16 protein-coding genes and 1 pseudogene are annotated in these 15,556 nt (G+C 63.7%); 6 read left to right on the forward strand and 11 right to left on the reverse strand.

Features of this window, described 5'->3' with window-relative positions; genetic code table 11:
* Positions 1-110: 110 nt before the first annotated feature.
* Positions 111-1,400 (reverse strand): ABC transporter substrate-binding protein, encoded by a 1,290-nt coding sequence (locus tag ACYG9V_RS16120; protein WP_023682324.1) that lies wholly within the window; start codon positions 1,398-1,400, stop codon positions 111-113.
* Positions 1,401-1,434: 34 nt separating this feature from the next.
* Positions 1,435-2,523, reverse strand: coding sequence for an ABC transporter ATP-binding protein (locus ACYG9V_RS16125; protein WP_023682323.1), 1,089 nt, complete (start codon positions 2,521-2,523; stop codon positions 1,435-1,437).
* A gap of 264 nt (positions 2,524-2,787) precedes the next feature.
* On the opposite strand from ACYG9V_RS16125, the gene ACYG9V_RS16130 reads away from it, so the two are divergent.
* On the forward strand, positions 2,788-3,498 hold the full coding sequence (locus tag ACYG9V_RS16130; protein ID WP_023669398.1) for a GntR family transcriptional regulator: 711 nt from the start codon (positions 2,788-2,790) through the stop codon (positions 3,496-3,498).
* Positions 3,499-3,501: 3 nt separating this feature from the next.
* Here ACYG9V_RS16130 and ACYG9V_RS16135 read toward each other — a convergent pair whose 3' ends face one another.
* Positions 3,502-4,731 carry a GNAT family N-acetyltransferase gene (locus ACYG9V_RS16135; protein ID WP_023669399.1) on the reverse strand — a complete coding sequence of 410 codons (1,230 nt, stop codon included), beginning with the start codon at positions 4,729-4,731 and terminating at the stop codon, positions 3,502-3,504.
* A gap of 91 nt (positions 4,732-4,822) precedes the next feature.
* Here ACYG9V_RS16135 and ACYG9V_RS16140 point away from each other — a divergent pair, with 91 nt between their 5' ends.
* Complete coding sequence (locus tag ACYG9V_RS16140; RefSeq protein WP_023669400.1) at positions 4,823-5,881, forward strand: polysaccharide deacetylase family protein; 1,059 nt, start codon at positions 4,823-4,825, stop codon at positions 5,879-5,881.
* Between the two features lie 15 nt (positions 5,882-5,896).
* On the opposite strand, the gene ACYG9V_RS16145 is transcribed toward ACYG9V_RS16140, so the two are convergent.
* Positions 5,897-6,112, reverse strand: a complete 216-nt coding sequence (locus ACYG9V_RS16145; RefSeq protein WP_023669401.1) for a DUF2842 domain-containing protein — start codon at positions 6,110-6,112, stop codon at positions 5,897-5,899.
* 150 nt (positions 6,113-6,262) lie between these two features.
* Between ACYG9V_RS16145 and ACYG9V_RS16150 the strand changes: the two genes are divergently transcribed.
* Entirely contained in the window at positions 6,263-7,387 is a 1,125-nt protein-coding gene (locus ACYG9V_RS16150) for a COX15/CtaA family protein (protein WP_352764222.1), read from the forward strand.
* Between the two features lie 53 nt (positions 7,388-7,440).
* On the opposite strand, the gene ACYG9V_RS16155 is transcribed toward ACYG9V_RS16150, so the two are convergent.
* The 3 genes from ACYG9V_RS16155 to speB all read right to left on the reverse strand — a co-directional run bounded on the left by ACYG9V_RS16155 (position 7,441) and on the right by speB (position 10,302).
* Positions 7,441-8,280, reverse strand: a complete 840-nt coding sequence (locus tag ACYG9V_RS16155; protein WP_023669403.1) for an aminoglycoside phosphotransferase family protein — start codon at positions 8,278-8,280, stop codon at positions 7,441-7,443.
* A gap of 64 nt (positions 8,281-8,344) precedes the next feature.
* A complete protein-coding gene (argC, locus tag ACYG9V_RS16160; protein WP_023743592.1) occupies positions 8,345-9,271 on the reverse strand; it encodes an N-acetyl-gamma-glutamyl-phosphate reductase in 927 nt (308 codons plus the stop codon).
* 29 nt (positions 9,272-9,300) lie between these two features.
* Positions 9,301-10,302, reverse strand: a complete 1,002-nt coding sequence (gene speB / locus ACYG9V_RS16165; protein ID WP_023669405.1) for an agmatinase — start codon at positions 10,300-10,302, stop codon at positions 9,301-9,303.
* 98 nt (positions 10,303-10,400) lie between these two features.
* On the opposite strand from speB, the pseudogene ACYG9V_RS16170 reads away from it, so the two are divergent.
* Positions 10,401-10,620, forward strand: a pseudogene (locus ACYG9V_RS16170) (glycerophosphodiester phosphodiesterase family protein); the annotation flags it as partial.
* A 200-nt stretch (positions 10,621-10,820) separates the two neighbouring features.
* Here the strand turns inward: ACYG9V_RS16170 and ACYG9V_RS16175 are convergent.
* A complete protein-coding gene (locus tag ACYG9V_RS16175; RefSeq protein WP_023834212.1) occupies positions 10,821-11,693 on the reverse strand; it encodes an aldo/keto reductase family oxidoreductase in 873 nt (290 codons plus the stop codon).
* A 91-nt stretch (positions 11,694-11,784) separates the two neighbouring features.
* On the opposite strand from ACYG9V_RS16175, the gene ACYG9V_RS16180 reads away from it, so the two are divergent.
* Positions 11,785-12,684, forward strand: a complete 900-nt coding sequence (locus ACYG9V_RS16180; protein WP_023834211.1) for a LysR family transcriptional regulator — start codon at positions 11,785-11,787, stop codon at positions 12,682-12,684.
* A gap of 267 nt (positions 12,685-12,951) precedes the next feature.
* Here the strand turns inward: ACYG9V_RS16180 and rpsI are convergent, their stop codons facing one another.
* The 3 genes from rpsI to ACYG9V_RS16195 all read right to left on the reverse strand — a co-directional run bounded on the left by rpsI (position 12,952) and on the right by ACYG9V_RS16195 (position 14,580).
* Positions 12,952-13,434, reverse strand: a complete 483-nt coding sequence (gene rpsI, locus ACYG9V_RS16185; protein ID WP_023669408.1) for a 30S ribosomal protein S9 — start codon at positions 13,432-13,434, stop codon at positions 12,952-12,954.
* Between the two features lies 1 nt (position 13,435).
* Positions 13,436-13,900, reverse strand: a complete 465-nt coding sequence (gene rplM, locus ACYG9V_RS16190; protein ID WP_023669409.1) for a 50S ribosomal protein L13 — start codon at positions 13,898-13,900, stop codon at positions 13,436-13,438.
* A gap of 215 nt (positions 13,901-14,115) precedes the next feature.
* Positions 14,116-14,580 (reverse strand): PaaI family thioesterase, encoded by a 465-nt coding sequence (locus ACYG9V_RS16195; RefSeq protein ID WP_352764219.1) that lies wholly within the window; start codon positions 14,578-14,580, stop codon positions 14,116-14,118.
* Positions 14,581-14,726: 146 nt separating this feature from the next.
* On the opposite strand from ACYG9V_RS16195, the gene ACYG9V_RS16200 reads away from it, so the two are divergent.
* Entirely contained in the window at positions 14,727-15,548 is an 822-nt protein-coding gene (locus tag ACYG9V_RS16200; RefSeq protein ID WP_023689473.1) for an enoyl-CoA hydratase, read from the forward strand.
* Positions 15,549-15,556 lie beyond the last annotated feature (8 nt).

Raw genomic sequence — 15,556 nt, forward strand, 5'->3', positions numbered from 1 at the left:
CTAACGAAGAGCCGGCCATGACGCTGCCAATCTCCCCCCAAGTGGGGGAGATGTCCGGCAGGACAGAGGGGGGCGCGAAGGATCGCAACATCACAGTGAACGCGTCCGCTCTACGCGGCGATGAACTCGTTCCAGCGCTTCACCATGTAGCGGTCCTCGTCCATGACCGAGTTCCAGCAGGCGACTTTGCCCATACGCTCTTCGAACGAGCCGCCGTCGCGCACGGCGCCGGCCTTTTCCATGACGGTGCCGTCCGGCGCCTTGATCTCGCCCTTGGCCGGCTTGCCTTCGATCCAGTAGCCCCATTCGTCCTCGGACATGAACTTCTTGGCCGAGACCATATTGGCGGAATAGTAGCCCTGGCGGTTGAGATAGCCGCCGACCCAGCCCGACGTATACCAGTTGATGTATTCGTAGGCGGCGTCGAGCTCGGCGCCCTTGAGATGGGCGGCAAGGCCAAGGCCGCCGCCCCATGACCGGTAGCCTTCCTTGAGCGGCTGGAAGCGGCAGGCGATGCCCTTGGAGCGGACGGCGGCGACGGCCGGCGACCACATCGACTGGATGACCACTTCGCCCGATGCCATCAGATTGACGCTCTCGTCGAACGACTTCCAGAAGGCGCGGAACTGGCCGGCCTGCTTCGCCTTGATGAGGAAGTCGATCGTCTTGTCGATCTCTTCCTTGGTCATGTTGCCCTTGTCGGCATATTTGATGCTGCCTGTGGCCTCCATGATCATGGCCGCATCCATGATGCCGATGGACGGGATGTTAAGGATCGCGGTCTTGCCCTTGAAGGCCGGGTCCATGATGTCGGCCCAGGTGGTGATGTCGCGGCCGACGAGGTCGGGCCGGATGCCTAGCGTATCGGCGTTGTAGATCGTCGGCACCATGGTGAACCACTTGGTCGGCGCCTTGGCGAAGGTCTTTGAGTCCTGCGCTTCGACATAGCCGACCGTGTGCGGCGCGGTGCCCTGGGCAATGATGCTGTCGGGCGTCAGCTTGCCGGTTTTGAACAACGGCACCAGTTCGTCGTAGTATTTCAGCTTGCTGACATCCATCGGCTGCAGCACGCCGCTCGGGAACACCTTCTTGCAGATCCAGTATTCGATGTCGGCGATGTCATAGCTGTCGGGCTGGGTCACGGCGCGCTGGGCGGCCGCGTCCGAATCGGTCGCCGTCATTTCCAGCGTGATGCCGAGGTCGGCCTTGCACTTGTCGGCGATCGCGTTCAGGTTCGACACGCCGGTGCCGAACTGGCGCAGCGTGATGTTGGACTGCGCCCAGATGGTCGGGAAGCCTGTAATGGCGCCCGAGCCTGCGGCGAGGCCGACGGCGGCCGCACCTGTCTTGAGCAACGAACGGCGCGAAATTCCGGTCTTTGTTTCTACTGTTTTTGTCATTCCTATTCCCCTGTTTTGTTTTGCTTCGTTGAATTCATGAATGAAGGCGGCCGAGGACGATGGCGTCCTCGGAATCCCAGGCGAGCGGTACGGCGTCGCCAAGGGCGACGGGTTTGGCGAAGAAGTCGGAATCGTCGATGATAACGGTGAAATCGTCGATGCCGCCGCCGGTGACCGACAGCTTCACCGTGGCGCCGCGATATTCGATGTTGGAGACGATGCCGGTGAAGCCGAGGCCGGGAGAGGGTGCTTCGCCGATGCGCACATGGTCGGTGCGGATGGCGATGTCGATCGGCGTGCCCACCTCCTGGCCTTGCCCGCGGGCGGCGAGCGAGGCGCCACCATTGACGTCGAAGACGACCATGCCGCCACGCTCGCCGGTGACCCGGCCGGAGATGACATTGTGGTCGCCCATGAAGCGCGCGACAAAGGCCGTGGCCGGCCGCTGGAATACATCGCGCGGCGGTGCCGCCTGTTCGATGCGGCCGTCATTCATCACCACGATCAGGTCCGCCAAGGCCATGGCCTCTTCCTGGCTGTGGGTGACGTGGACGAAAGTGATGCCAAGCGAGGTCTGCAATTTCTTCAGCTCGGCGCGCATGCGTATCTTCAGGAACGGGTCGAGTGCCGACAGCGGCTCGTCGAGCAGCAGCGCCTCGGGATCGGTGATCAGAGCGCGGGCGAGTGCAACACGCTGTTGCTGGCCGCCGGAAAGCTGCGCCGGCCGGCGCGTCGCATAGGCCTCCATCTGCATCAGCTTGAGCATGTCGAGCGCCTTGGCACGGCGCTGCTCCTTGTCGACGCCCTTCATCTTCAGGCTGAAGGCGACATTGTCGACAAGGTCGAGATGCGGAAACAGCGCATAGGACTGGAACATCATCGCCGTGCCACGCTTTGCCGGCGGCAGGTCGGTGACGACAATGTTGCCGAGGCGGACATCGCCCGACGAAATGCTTTCGTGCCCGGCGATCATGCGCAGCGTCGAGGTCTTGCCGCAGCCGGAGGGGCCAAGCAGGCAGCAATAGGTGCCTGCCGGTATTTTCAGGCTGATGGCCTCGACGGCAGTCGTCGTTCCGTACACTTTCGAAACGGAGACGATGTCGATCTCGGCGGCTTTGGACATTCAGGCTTCCCCGTTTGGTCGCATTAACCAATGCATTATGCGTGCCAATCGGCGGCAATCGGCCCAAGCGTTTGAATCGACAGCGAAATCGGGGTTCTTGCCCACTGCCTAGCCGGTAGGCTATCTTGTGCATTGCACAAATTATGGGCGATTGTGCGCGATCTGCACAAGAATCGTATGCAATCTTTTTTGGCTTCGTGTCCACTTTGCCTCTCGTGCGCAGGCGACGAGTCGCGCTAGAAGAGGCTGGGAACCATCATCGCCATGAACATTGCCGATCAGATCCATTCCGCCGACAGCGCCAACCAGGATCGCGCCCAGGCGATTCGCGACAATCTGCGGGACGCCATCGTCGACCGTCGGCTGACGCCCGGCACCAAGCTGTCGGAAGGCGAGGTCGGCACGCTGTTCGACGTCTCGCGCACCGTCGCGCGCGCGGCGCTGCAGATGCTGTCCTTCGAGGGGCTGGTGCGTACCGAGCGCAACCGTGGCGCCTTCGTCGCCAACCCTTCGCCCGAGGAAGCGCGCCAGGTGTTCGCATCGCGCCGGCTGATCGAGCCGGGCATAGCCATTGCCGCCTGTGGGCGGGTCACAGCCACCGATATCGCTGCGTTCCGCGCGCAGCTCGACGAGGAAGGCCGCTTCATCGCCGAGCGCGGCCCAACCGCCCGGCGCTCCGAAATCAAGGCGTCGGGCGATTTCCATCTGCTGCTCGCCTCCGTCGCCGGCAATGCCATCCTGCAGCGCTTCATGGAGGAGCTGGTGGCGCGTTCGTCGCTGGTCATCGCCCTTTACGGACGATCCGGCGTGTCGGCCTGCGGACACAGTGAGCACACGGAAATGGTCGGCGCGCTGGAAAGCGGCGATTGCGGGTTGGTGAGCCGGCTGATGCTGCACCATATCGACCACATCGAGGCAGATCTCGACCTGCGGGTCAGGGCCGGCCCGGCGCTCCGCGAAGCGCTGAATTTCTGAACGCTAGTTTTCGTCGTCCGTGGGAGCGGGCGCTGCCTGTCCGGCGGCCTTGCGGCGCAGCATCTTGGTCAGCTTCCAGACCGTCGGGTTGTTCTTGATGAAGGCTTTCGCCCGTGCGCCCTGCCGCAGCGCCGACGCCAGGGCGCGTCCCTTCAGCGTCAGGGGCGCCAGCACCTCGAAATGCTGGGTCTCGATATCGCACCAGAGCCGCTTGTAGGGCTCGTCGCCGACCGAGAAATCATAGACATCGAAGCCTGTTTGGCAGGCTTCCTCGATGATGTCGAAGAAAAGGAAATCGCCGGGGCTGGTGTGGCCGAGATCGTCCTCGGCGATGGCGCCGAATTCGCAGATCAGGCGTTTGCCCGAGCGGCTCGAGCCGGTGATTGCACGCAGCTTGCCGGCCACTTCGAGCCCATGCAGCACAAAGGCCGGTTTCTCCTCGGCCAGCGCGCCGGCGAAGAGGGCACGGAAGAAAGCCCGCACCTCCGGCTCGCCGAAGACATTGGCGATGCCCATCTTGGCGAAGCGGAACTCCTTCATCTCGAAGAAAGCGTCGAGCAGCCGGTTCACGTCTTCGGGTGTCTGCGCCTCGATGCGGCGATGAACGCCGACCGCCTCGAATTTTCGTGTCTGCGAACGGTGCTTCTTGCGCTTGCGCTTGCCGCCCACACGCGACAGCAGCGCATCGAAACCACCGTCGAGATTGACGGCGAGCGACAGGTTTGGGCTCGGAAAGTTGGAGAACGCCACCAGCGGATTGGCAACACCATCGAGGTCGGGCAGAAGCCTTTCCAAGGCAACGAGATCGATGTCGGGACGCGCCTTGCCGATCGCCGTCACCAGCCTGCGGATCCCCCCAGCATCTGCCTTTGCCAGCCATGCCGGATCGGCGGCGGCGAAATTGCCGTTGGCATGGCGCCCGCCCATGAAGCGGGCGACGCGGAATGGACCAGTTCGCGTGATTTCCAGTGCCAGTGCAAAGACCGGCCTGTCCTCGATTGTCAGCGTGGCAATGACGGCATCGGGATTAGCCTGCGCCGTCCAGGCACGAACCCAGTCCGCGCTTTGCGCCGGCGCAAACAGCGCCGAACGGCAGAATTCGCCGTAAGAGGCGAGCGCGGCAGCATCTGCGATCGACACCGACAGACTGGTCTGGTCGGCAGCCGGCGTGCGCGCAGACGCCTTGCTTGCGGCGAGCCGATTGCCGTCAAATGACGCGGTGGCGTCAACCATACCTCAATCCTTAAGGCGTATTCGTCGCGATCAGGAGTTCGCGTCGGCGCGTTCCGTGCTTGGATCGAGCCTAGGCGCAAAAGGTGAATGAATGATCGACGGTGGTGAGGCAGTTCGGAAACTGGCGCTTAATATCGCCCGCTTTACCGGCCTTGCACCGCTGGCCAAGCCGTTTGTCGGCGGCATTGGCGCCATCCTCATGTTGCATCGGGTCACCGCCACGCCGGAGAAGCCGGACGGCGTTAACCGCCACCTCAACATCGCCCCGCGATTCCTCGACGCTCTCGTCGCCGACATGAAGTCGAGGGGCTATGCCTTCGTCACCCTCGACGAGGCGATCGAGCGCATCAAGGCCGGCGGCAAGGACGGCCAGTTCGCCACCATCACCGCCGACGACGCCTATCGCGACAACATGACCGAAGCGCTGCCAGTGCTCGAAAAGCACGACGCGCCGATCACCATCTATGTCGCGCCGGGTCTGATCGACGGCAGCGCCGATTTATGGTGGGACGTGGTCGAGGATATCGTCAACGCGCGGGAGCGTTTGACGCTGGCGACGCCGAAGGGGCCGGTGACCATAGACTGCTCGACCCACGGCAAGAAACTCCACGCCAATGCGCGTCTGCATGCCTATCTGACGCTCGAGGTGCGCGAGGAGGATCAGCGCGCCGTGCTGCGCGATCTGGCGCACTCGAACGGCATCGACCTCGATGGCTTGCGCCCAAGCACGCTGATGACCTGGGACGACATCCGCGCCGTGGCCGGGCACAGGCTGGTGACGATCGGCGCGCATACGGTCAACCACCGCAATCTGAAGCGGCTCGACGAAGGCGATGCGCGCCATGAGATCGTCGACGTCAGGCGCCAACTGCAGGCGCAGCTCGGCGAAGACCCCCGTCATCTCGCTTACCCCTATGGTTACGCCAGCGCTGTCGGCTGCCGCGAAGTGGGCTTTGCCCGCGACGCCGGCTACGCCTCGGCGGTGACCACTCGCCACGGCGTGCTGCACGCCGAGCACGCCGGCTTCCTGCACGCGCTGCCGCGCATTTCGATCAACGGCCGCTACCAGAGCGTCGCCCATATCCGCACCATGTTGTCGGGCTTAACGACGCCGCTGGCCAATGCCGGCAAAATGGTGGTCACCATCTAACCTGGGGCGGGCTCTTCAGCCTTTCGGCGGCGGCTCCAGGATCAGCCATTTGATGATGCCCATCGCAGGCAGCACCCAGAACAGGCCGCTGAACAGGAAGAACAGGAAGTGCACCAGCGGGCTGGATTGCGACAGCTGCGCGACCGCTATGATCGACGCGACCAGCGCATAGATGATGACCAGCGCCACCAGCAGGAAAGTTCCGATCAGCTTTTTCAGGCGGATGGGCATGAGCGTTCTCGTTGATCGCCTCCGCTTAGGCCCAACCGCGCGCCTGTGCAACCCGGGAGATGCGGCGCGACGGCGTGCCGCGCCGTCCGGTCTTGTCAGCCGGGTTGCGATGGTTCACCAATCCGCCACGTCAACCTGCCGGGACCAACCATGGCCGCCATATCAGCCGCCGCGCCTTACATTGACCGCGATCGCGACTTGAAAAATCGGGCGCTGGTGCGCGGCTGGCTGTATGTCGTGCTTCTGGTGCTGTTTGCGCTGGTGCTGGTCGGCGGCGCCACCAGGCTCACCAATTCCGGCCTGTCGATCACCGAGTGGAAGCCGATCCACGGTGTGATACCGCCGCTCAATGACGCGGAGTGGCAGGAGGAATTCCAGCTTTATCAAAAGATTCCGCAATATGCCGAGCTCAACAAGGGCATGAGCCTGGACGCCTTCAAATCGATCTTCTGGTGGGAATGGGCGCACCGCATCCTGGCGCGCAGTGTCGGCCTGGTCTTCGGCCTGCCGTTGCTGGTCTTGTGGGCGACGCGCCGCATCGAGCGCGGCCTTGGGCCAAAGCTGGTCGGTATTCTGCTGCTTGGTGGCCTGCAAGGCGCCATCGGCTGGTGGATGGTGGCCTCCGGCCTGGTCGACCGCGTCTCCGTCAGCCAGTACCGGCTGGCGACGCATTTGACGCTTGCCGCCCTGATCTTCACTGCCACCATGGTGGTCGCGCGCGGGCTGGCGCCGCATTCGGAGCCTGCCGCCGGCCGGTCGACGCAAAGACTGGCCGGTTTCATCGTGCTGCTGGCGCTGGTCCAGATCTATCTCGGCGGGCTGGTCGCAGGGCTCGACGCCGGCCTGAGCTACAACACCTGGCCGCTGATGGACGGCAAGATCATCCCCGGCGAGCTGCTGCTGCTCGAACCGGCCTGGCGCAATTTCTTCGAGAACCCGAAGACGGTGCAGTTCGTCCACCGGCTCGGCGCCTATACGGTCTTTGCCATCGCGCTCTGGCATATGATAGCGACGCGCCGGCGGCTGCCGGGCACGACACACGCACGCCGCGCAACGCTGCTGTTTCTGCTGGTGCTGGTGCAGGCCTCGATCGGCATCGGCACGCTGCTGATGCAGGTGCCGCTGCACATGGCGCTGACCCATCAGGCCTTCGCGCTGGTCCTGCTGGGATTTGCCGCCGCCCACTGGCGCGGCAACCAGGGCGCCTATCCACTGCCAACGCGGCCGCCCATGAACGCAGGTACATCGTCTACGGTGTCTTGGCCGTCGCAATAATCTATTTCGCGAACGAACTGCCTCGCTACGTCTAAAGCGCGAGGCTGCGCCGGTCAGAAGCTGAGCCGCACCTTTCGGATCACTCCCGCAACCGACAGCTCGCGGTTCTCGTCGACCGCATTCTCGTCCTCATGATGCCATGCGGCCGACAGGCAGCCATAGGCGATGGCATGGTCGAGAATGGCAGCCGGCGTCTGGCCGAGTGTCCTGGCGAAGATCTCAGCCATATGCGCGATGCGCTCGGGATCGAGGCAGAGGTCGTCGCGCCCCAGTGGGTTGTAGAACAGATTGGCGGCGTCGAAGCCGGGATCGCCGAGCACGCCCTTCGGGTCGATCGCCAGCCAGCCGCGCGCACCGTGCAAAATGTTGTCGTGATGCAGGTCGCCATGCAGCGGCTTGACCGCATGCGGGGCATCGAGCAGCCGGTCCGCGATTTCGGCGGCCTCGATATAGAGGCTGTGCTCTCCGGCGTCGCGATCGGCTCCGGCCTTTTTGAACAGGCTGGCAAACCGTGTCCGCAGCGGCTGCAGGTCCGGCGGGGCAGGGTGTCTTGAGGGCGAGAACAGTCTCCCCATCAACTCGGCCGCGATTGCGGTCGCGGCGTTGTCGCCTTCTTTGGCCAGAACGTCGGAAAGCAGGGTGTCGCCGGCATATTCGAGCAGCATGCGGTGGCCGTCCCGGCCAAGCAGCCGCACCGCGCCTTCGCCGCGCCGCCATGCGAGATAGTGCTCGCCGCGCAACTCGTCCTCGACATCGTCGAATGGTTTGAGCGCCTTGACGATGGCCGGCGAGCCGTCCTCACGCCGCACCTTCCAGATGCGGCTCGAAAACGTCTCCGCAATGAGCTCGGGCGCGCTGATCTTCCAGCGCTTTGGAAATGCAGGCGCGTCCATTCAGAGCGTGATGCCGAAAAGTGTTAAGCGGTTTTCGGGCGACAGAATGCTCTCTCCAACTGAATTAAAGGCCGAGCATCAGATCCATGTTCTGAACGGCAGCACCCGAGGCGCCCTTTCCGAGATTGTCATAGACCGCAATCAGCAGCGCCTGCGCCCGGTCGTCATTGGCAAAGACATAGACCTTCATGCGGTTGGTGCCGTTATAGACCTCGGGATTGATCTCGGGCAGGCGCTCCACGTGCTCGTAAGGAGCTACCTCGACCACGCCGCCCTTGATGGCGGCAAAATGGTCGGCGATTGCCGCGTGCAGTTCGGCCCCGGCCGGCACATGGTCGAGCCCGCCGAGCTGCAGCGGCACCACTGTGATCATGCCTTGGGCGAAATTGCCGACCGCCGGCTGCATGATCGGATCGTGCGACAGCTTCGCATAGGTGCGCAGCTCCGGCACATGCTTGTGCTGCAGGGTCAGCCCATAGACCTGGAATTCAGAGGCATCCTCGCCCTTGGCGACATAGTCCTCGATCATCGGCCGGCCGCCGCCCGAATAGCCCGAAATGCCATTGACCGTGATCGGGAAATCCGCCGGCAGCAGACCGGCAGCGACCAGCGGCCGCAGCGTCGCGATCGGCCCTTGCGGCCAGCAGCCGGGATTGGCGACGCGTTTCGCATTGGCGATGATCTTGGCCTGATCCTTGTCCAGCTCGGCAAAACCGTATTCCCAGCCCTCGGCGACGCGATGCGCCGTGGAGGCGTCGATCACCTTGGTGGTGTCGTTGGCAATCAGCGACACGCTTTCCTTGGCAGCCGCATCCGGCAGGCACAGGATGGCGACATCGGCTGCATTGAGGAACTCGGCGCGCGCCGCCGTTTCCTTGCGGCGCTCGGCCGGGATCGAGATGATCTCGAGGTCGCCGCGCTCGGCCAGCAGCGCCCGGATCTGCAGGCCGGTGGTGCCGTGTTCGCCATCGATGAAGATTTTCGGTTTCATGTGCCCGTCAATTCCCTGCTAATTCAGGCCTATATGCCCTGGCCATGGTTTGCCGCGCCATGGTTGCCGCTGTTCAGCTCTTCCGCCCGCGCTTTTCGCTCGGCCACCAGGCCGAGATAGTGCATGGCCACCATCGAGCCGGCGATCGCCGTTATATCGGCGTGATCATAGGCCGGCGCAACCTCGACGACGTCGGCGCCGACAATATCGACCTGGCCGAGCTGGCGCAGCGTCGACAGGATTTTCGCCGAGGACGGTCCGCCGGCAACCGGCGTGCCGGTGCCGGGCGCAAAGGCCGGGTCGAGGCAGTCGATGTCGAAGGTGAGATAGGTCTTCCTGCCGCCGGTGCGGTCGACGATCGCATAGGCGATGTCGGAAGCCCGCATCTCCTCGATCTCGTGACCGTAAAGGATCTTGATGCCGAACGTATCGGGGGCATGCGTGCGGATGCCGATCTGGATCGAGCGGTCGGGGTCGATGATGCCTTCATTGACGGCGCGTCCGACGAACGAACCATGGTCGATGCGCTTGCCATCGTCAGGCCAGGTGTCCTGGTGCGCATCGAACTGCACCAGCGCCAGCGGCCCGTGGATGGCGGCATGTGCCTTGAGCAGCGGCCAGGTGACGAAATGATCCCCGCCGAGCGACAACAGGAAGGCACCCGATTTCAGGATCTTCGCCGCCTCGCGCTCGATCGTGCCTGGTGTCTTCTGGTGATTGCCCGAATCGAGCAGGCAATCGCCATAGTCGATGACGGCGAGATGCTCGAACAGGTCGCGCGAGAACGGATATTGCGGGTCGTTGTCGAGGATCGCCGAGGCGCGGCGGATCGCCTGCGGCCCGAAGCGCGCGCCCGGCCGGTTGGTGACGGCGGCATCGAACGGAATGCCCCACACGACGGCGTCCGCGCCCTTTGCATCCTTGGTGTATTTGCGCCGCATGAACGACAGCGCGCCGGCATAGGTCGGCTCGAAGGAAGGCCCCGTCTTGGAGCGGGCGGTGAACGCGTTGTCGATGGTCTGGTTCGCCATTACGGGTCCTTCTTTGTTCATCGGGCTGCCACAACTACAGAACCGGCACGCAAGATGCCAGTCACAGCTTGGCGAAGGACTTGTATCGCCAAGGTGCAAGGCCCGGCGGCTTCCTCTCCGGCGGCTGCGGCGATGAACTGGCGGTGCAGGCCGGCATGCCGGCCGAGACCACGGTTTCTGGGCCGAACGCGGCGCCACCATCATCCAGACCGACGAACCGAAGGCTGCCATTGGCTGGCTGGGGGCCAACGGGTTTAGGGTGCCTTATGTGGATGAGGCGAAGCCGGCCGAGCCGCGAATACGGCGAGTATCAATTAGAAATCGTACGTCGGCGCCATCACCCCACCCGGCGCTGCGCGCCGACCTCCCCATCGAGGGGAGGTAGGGCGTTGGCGCTTTAGATTCCGACAGTCGTAGCGATTGCGAGGCATGCAAAGCTGCCGCGACCTCCTACCTCCCCTCGATGGGGAGGTCGCGCCGAAGGCGCGGGTGGGGTGACAGCGCCGCCCGCAAAATCTTCACGCCGCTTTCGCCACCCCATCCAATTCCCTTAGCACATCGGCCGACAGCTCCAGTTCCGCCGCCGCCAGGTTCTCTCTCAAATGCCCGATCGACGACGTCCCCGGGATCAGCAGGATGTTCGGCGAGCGGCGCAGCAGCCAGGCGAGCGCAACCTGCAAGGGTGTGGCGCCGAGCCGCGCGGCCACATCCGACAAGGTCGACGACTGCAGCGGGCTGAAACCGCCGAGCGGGAAGAACGGCGTGTAGGCGATACCGGCGCGCGCCAGTTCATCGATCAACCCGTCGTCGTCGCGATGCGCCAGATTGTACTGGTTCTGCACGCAGACGATCTCGGCGATCCCACGGCCTTCCTCGACCTGCGCTGGGGTGACGTTGCTCAGGCCGATATGGCGCACCAGACCCTTGCGCTGCAGTTCGGCAAGCGCGGTCAACTGCGGCTCGATCGAGCCCTCGGCCGGACCCATCACCCCGAACATGATGCGCAGATTGACGACATCCAGCACCTCAAGGCCGAGATTCCTGAGATTGTCGTACACGGCCTGCTCTAGTTCCTTGGCGGAATAGGCAGGCAGCCAGGAGCCGTCGCTGCCGCGCCGCGCCCCGATCTTGGTGACGATGACGAGGTCTTGCGGATAGGGCGCCAGCGCTTCGCGGATCAGCTGGTTGGTGACATGCGGGCCATAGTAGTCGCTGGTGTCGATGTGGTTGACCCCGGACGCCACCGCTTCGCGCAGCACTGCAATGGCCGCGTCATGATCCTTCGGCGGACCGAAAACGTGCGGGCCGGCAAGTTGCATGGCGCCGTAGCCGAGCCGTTTCACGGTGTGGCTGCCGAGGGTGAATGTGCCGGATTTTTGGATGGTGGACATGGTCGGTCTCCTTTGAGGAGGCGAAGATAGACGCTGCTCAACCTCGGGATAATAAGGTACAATCCGTACAGCTTGTGCGGAATGGCGAACAATGATGGACCTTGGCGATCTGAACGCTTTCGTGACGGTGGCGCGTGCCGGCGGTTTTCGGGAAGGGGCTCGCGCCAGCGGCGGCAGCGCGTCGGGCCTGAGCGAAGCGGTGCGCCGCCTGGAGACGCAGCTCGGCGTCAGGCTGTTCAACCGCACCACACGCAGCGTTGTTCCAACCGACGCAGGCCTCAGCCTCTTGGGAAGGCTTGGCCCGGCGCTGTCGGAGGTGGAGGCGGCCCTCGACGTGGTTAATGGCTTTCGCGACAGGCCGGCCGGTTCGCTGCGCCTCAACGTCCCGGTCAGCGCCGCGCGGCTGATATTGCCCGACATCGTTCCGGGCTTCCTCGCCGCCTATCCCGGCATTCGGCTGGAGGTCATCGCCGATGAGAACTTCGTCGACGTGTTGGCGGCCGGCTGCGACGCCGGCATCCGCTATGACGAGCGACTGGAGCAGGACATGATCGCGGTGCCGATCGGACCGCGCGTCCAGCGCTTCGCCACTGGCGCCAGCCCCGCCTATCTCGATCGCCATGGGCGGCCGCAGCACCCGAGCGATCTGCTTGGCCATGCTTGTCTGCGCGGCCGTTTTGCCAGTGGTTCGATGCTGCCGTGGGAATTCGAGCGCGACGGCGAGGTGGTGCGGGTCGACACGACGGGGCCGTTGATCGTGCGCATCGGCGGGGCGAGCGATCTTGCCGTCCATGCGGCGATTGCCGGCAGCGGCATCGTCGCTCTCTTTGAAGGGTGGCTTCGCCCTCACTTCGAAAGCGGTGACCTGGAGCCCGTGCTCGAACCATGGTGGCAGAGCTTTCCCGGGCCATTTCTGTACTATCCCGGACGGCGTCTGGTTCCGGCGCCGCTACGGGCGTTTATCGATTACATCAAGGCCGGCAAGTTCTGAGACTTGAACCGAGGCCGGCGCCATCACCCCACCCGGCGCTTCGCGCCGACCTCCCCATCGAGGGGAGGTAGGGTGCCGCGTTTTTATGGTCGAACTGGTTTGCTAGCCGCTGGACCATCGTGGATTGTCCGGGCGGCAAAACTGCCGCGACCTCCTACCTCCCCTCGATGGGGAGGTCGGCGCGAAGCGCCGGGTGGGGTGACTGCCGAGACCCAAAAGAAAAGGCCGCCCGGAGGCGGCCTTTCGATGTCTGGAACGTCGCAGCGCTTAGCGCTTCGAGAACTGGAAGGAACGACGGGCCTTCGCCTTGCCGTACTTCTTGCGCTCGACGACGCGGCTGTCGCGGGTCAGGAAGCCGCCCTTCTTGAGCACGGCGCGCAGTGCCGGCTCATAGTAGGTCAGCGCCTTGGAGATGCCGTGACGAACGGCACCGGCCTGGCCGGACAGGCCGCCGCCGATGACGGTGGCGACGATGTCGTACTGGCCGGCGCGGTTGGAAGCGATGATCGGCTGGTTGAGGATCATCTGCAGGACCGGACGCGCGAAATAGGTCGCGAATTCCTTGTCGTTGACGACGATCTTGCCCGAACCCGGCTTCACCCAGACGCGGGCGATGGCGTTCTTGCGCTTGCCGGTGGCATAGGCGCGGCCCGACTTGTCGAGCTTCTGGACATGGACGGGTGCTGCCGGCTGGGTGTTGGTGTTGCCGGTGGCGGCGCCCAATTCTGCGAGCGAGGAAAGCTCAGCCATCTTATGCAACCTTCTTGTTCTTGGCGTTCAGCGCGCCGACGTCGAGGGTGACGGGCTGCTGGGCGACATGCGGATGTTCCGTGCCTGCATAGACGCGGAGGTTCTTCATCTGGCGACGGCCGAGCGGCCCGCGCGGGATCATGCGTTCGACGGCCTTCTCGACGACACGCTCGGGGAAACGGCCCTCGAGCAGCTGGCGCGCGGTGCGCTCCTTGATGCCGCCGGGGTGACCGGTGTGCCAGTAATAGACCTTGTCGGTGAACTTCTTGCCGGTGAACACCACCTTGTCGGCATTGATGACGATGACGTTATCGCCGTCGTCGACATGCGGGGTGAAGGTGGGCTTGTGCTTGCCGCGAAGATGATTGGCGATGACAGTGGCGAGACGGCCGACGACGAGACCCTCGGCGTCGATCAGCACCCACTTCTTCACCACATCCGCAGGCTTCTGCGAAAAGGTTGCCATGGATTTCTGCTTTCGATTTTGACCTTCCGAAGAAGGCGTTTCTTGTTGCTTGGATTGGCGACAAGGCACTTGCCCGCCGCCAATAACAAAACGGCGGCCTTTGCGGGCCGCTGCTTCGTGACGGCTTATAGGCGAGGGGAGTGGGCACGTCAAGGCGCAGGAAACGCACGTCTGCTCGCAAAGTGTAATAAAAACAAAGGTTTGACCAAAAGGTATTATTTTACCACATCGGCGGCGCGCTTCGGCGGGATCGAATAGGTGCCGGTCGCATGCGCTACCGTGTGTCCCTTCGGTCCGGCAACGATGTCGATATCGAACACCATCAGGCTCTTGCCCAGCTTCAGGATGCGGCAATGGCCGTCGATCGGGCCGGCCTCGCCCTTGCGGACGAAATTGATGTTGAGGTTGACGGTAACCGAAAGCGCATCCGGCCCGGCATGGCTGAGCACGCAGACATAGCCGCCAATGTCGGCCAGCGTGAACAGCGAGGGCCCGGACACCGTGCCGCCGGGACGCAAATGCCGTTCGCTGGCATTGAGCCGCACCGTGCAGCCGCCGGGAAACACATCGAGCGCCTCATACGACGTGAACTCGTCGTTGAGCTGGGGGTAGACGCTGGCCATCAGCGCATTGACTTCAGCCGCCGTCAGCACCGGCTTGAGATTGTCCTGGGCGGGCATGTCGGTCTCTCGTTCTATGCCGGGCCTGTATGAACGCAATGATGCGCTTCTGGCAACACCTCTGGCGCAAGCGATGGGTGTTGATGAAACTCGATCCGATATTAGATAGTCTGGCGGCGCCCGGCGGAATCGCGGAGACCCTTGTCATGGCCGAAATCCTTTCGATCAAACCTGTTGCCATAGACGGGCCGGTCATCGCCGGGCTGGACAAGGGCGTGCTGCGCCTGACGCTCGCCAATCCGCCCGCCAATGCCTTGTCGCTTTCCGTCATGGCGGCATTGAGCGCCGAGCTCGACCGTGCCAAGGCCAACAAATCGGTCCGCGTCATCGTCTTGGCGGCCGCCGGGAAAGTCTTCTGCGCCGGTCACGATCTCAAGGAAATGACCGCGCGCCGCGCCGACGCCGACAAGGGCAAGGGGTTTTTCGAGCAGACATTTTCGGCTTGCGCGGCGTTGATGCAGCAGATCGTGCGCCATCCGCTCCCGATCATCGCCGAAGTCGATGGCCTAGCCACCGCTGCGGGGCTGCAACTGGTTTGCAGTTGCGACCTCGCCATTGCCTCGCATGAAGCGACCTTCTGCACGCCGGGCGTCAATATCGGCCTGTTTTGTTCGACGCCGATGGTGGCGCTGTCACGCAACGTGTCTCACAAGCACGCCATGGAAATGCTGCTCACCGGCGAGACCATCGACGCCGCAACCGCCAAGGAATTCGGCCTGGTCAACCGCGTCGTGCCGCGCGAATACCTGAATCAGATCGTCACCAAATACGCGCAAACCATTGCCTCCAAATCATCTCTGGTGGTCAAGACCGGCAAGGAAGCCTTTTACGCGCAGGCCGAGATGGGGTTGGCGGACGCGTATGCCTATACCGGCCGCGTCATGGTCGAGAACATGCTGGCCCGCGACGCCGAGGAAGGCATCGGTGCCTTCATCGGCAAGCGCAAACCGGAATGGACGGACGAATAGGTTTTCGA

It is taken from the genome of Mesorhizobium sp. W016 (assembly GCF_054719485.1).

Bases quoted from the DNA above. Each gene is read 5' to 3' on its own strand.
- ACYG9V_RS16120 (WP_023682324.1), bottom strand. From the start codon at position 1,400: ATGACAAAAACAGTAGAAACAAAGACCGGAATTTCGCGCCGTTCGTTG.
- ACYG9V_RS16125 (WP_023682323.1), bottom strand. From the start codon at position 2,523: ATGTCCAAAGCCGCCGAGATCGACATCGTCTCCGTTTCGAAAGTGTAC.
- ACYG9V_RS16130 (WP_023669398.1), top strand. From the start codon at position 2,788: ATGAACATTGCCGATCAGATCCATTCCGCCGACAGCGCCAACCAGGAT.
- ACYG9V_RS16135 (WP_023669399.1), bottom strand. From the start codon at position 4,731: ATGGTTGACGCCACCGCGTCATTTGACGGCAATCGGCTCGCCGCAAGC.
- ACYG9V_RS16140 (WP_023669400.1), top strand. From the start codon at position 4,823: ATGATCGACGGTGGTGAGGCAGTTCGGAAACTGGCGCTTAATATCGCC.
- ACYG9V_RS16145 (WP_023669401.1), bottom strand. From the start codon at position 6,112: ATGCCCATCCGCCTGAAAAAGCTGATCGGAACTTTCCTGCTGGTGGCG.
- ACYG9V_RS16150 (WP_352764222.1), top strand. From the start codon at position 6,263: ATGGCCGCCATATCAGCCGCCGCGCCTTACATTGACCGCGATCGCGAC.
- ACYG9V_RS16155 (WP_023669403.1), bottom strand. From the start codon at position 8,280: ATGGACGCGCCTGCATTTCCAAAGCGCTGGAAGATCAGCGCGCCCGAG.
- argC (WP_023743592.1), bottom strand. From the start codon at position 9,271: ATGAAACCGAAAATCTTCATCGATGGCGAACACGGCACCACCGGCCTG.
- speB (WP_023669405.1), bottom strand. From the start codon at position 10,302: ATGGCGAACCAGACCATCGACAACGCGTTCACCGCCCGCTCCAAGACG.
- ACYG9V_RS16175 (WP_023834212.1), bottom strand. From the start codon at position 11,693: ATGTCCACCATCCAAAAATCCGGCACATTCACCCTCGGCAGCCACACC.
- ACYG9V_RS16180 (WP_023834211.1), top strand. From the start codon at position 11,785: ATGATGGACCTTGGCGATCTGAACGCTTTCGTGACGGTGGCGCGTGCC.
- rpsI (WP_023669408.1), bottom strand. From the start codon at position 13,434: ATGGCTGAGCTTTCCTCGCTCGCAGAATTGGGCGCCGCCACCGGCAAC.
- rplM (WP_023669409.1), bottom strand. From the start codon at position 13,900: ATGGCAACCTTTTCGCAGAAGCCTGCGGATGTGGTGAAGAAGTGGGTG.
- ACYG9V_RS16195 (WP_352764219.1), bottom strand. From the start codon at position 14,580: ATGCCCGCCCAGGACAATCTCAAGCCGGTGCTGACGGCGGCTGAAGTC.
- ACYG9V_RS16200 (WP_023689473.1), top strand. From the start codon at position 14,727: ATGGCCGAAATCCTTTCGATCAAACCTGTTGCCATAGACGGGCCGGTC.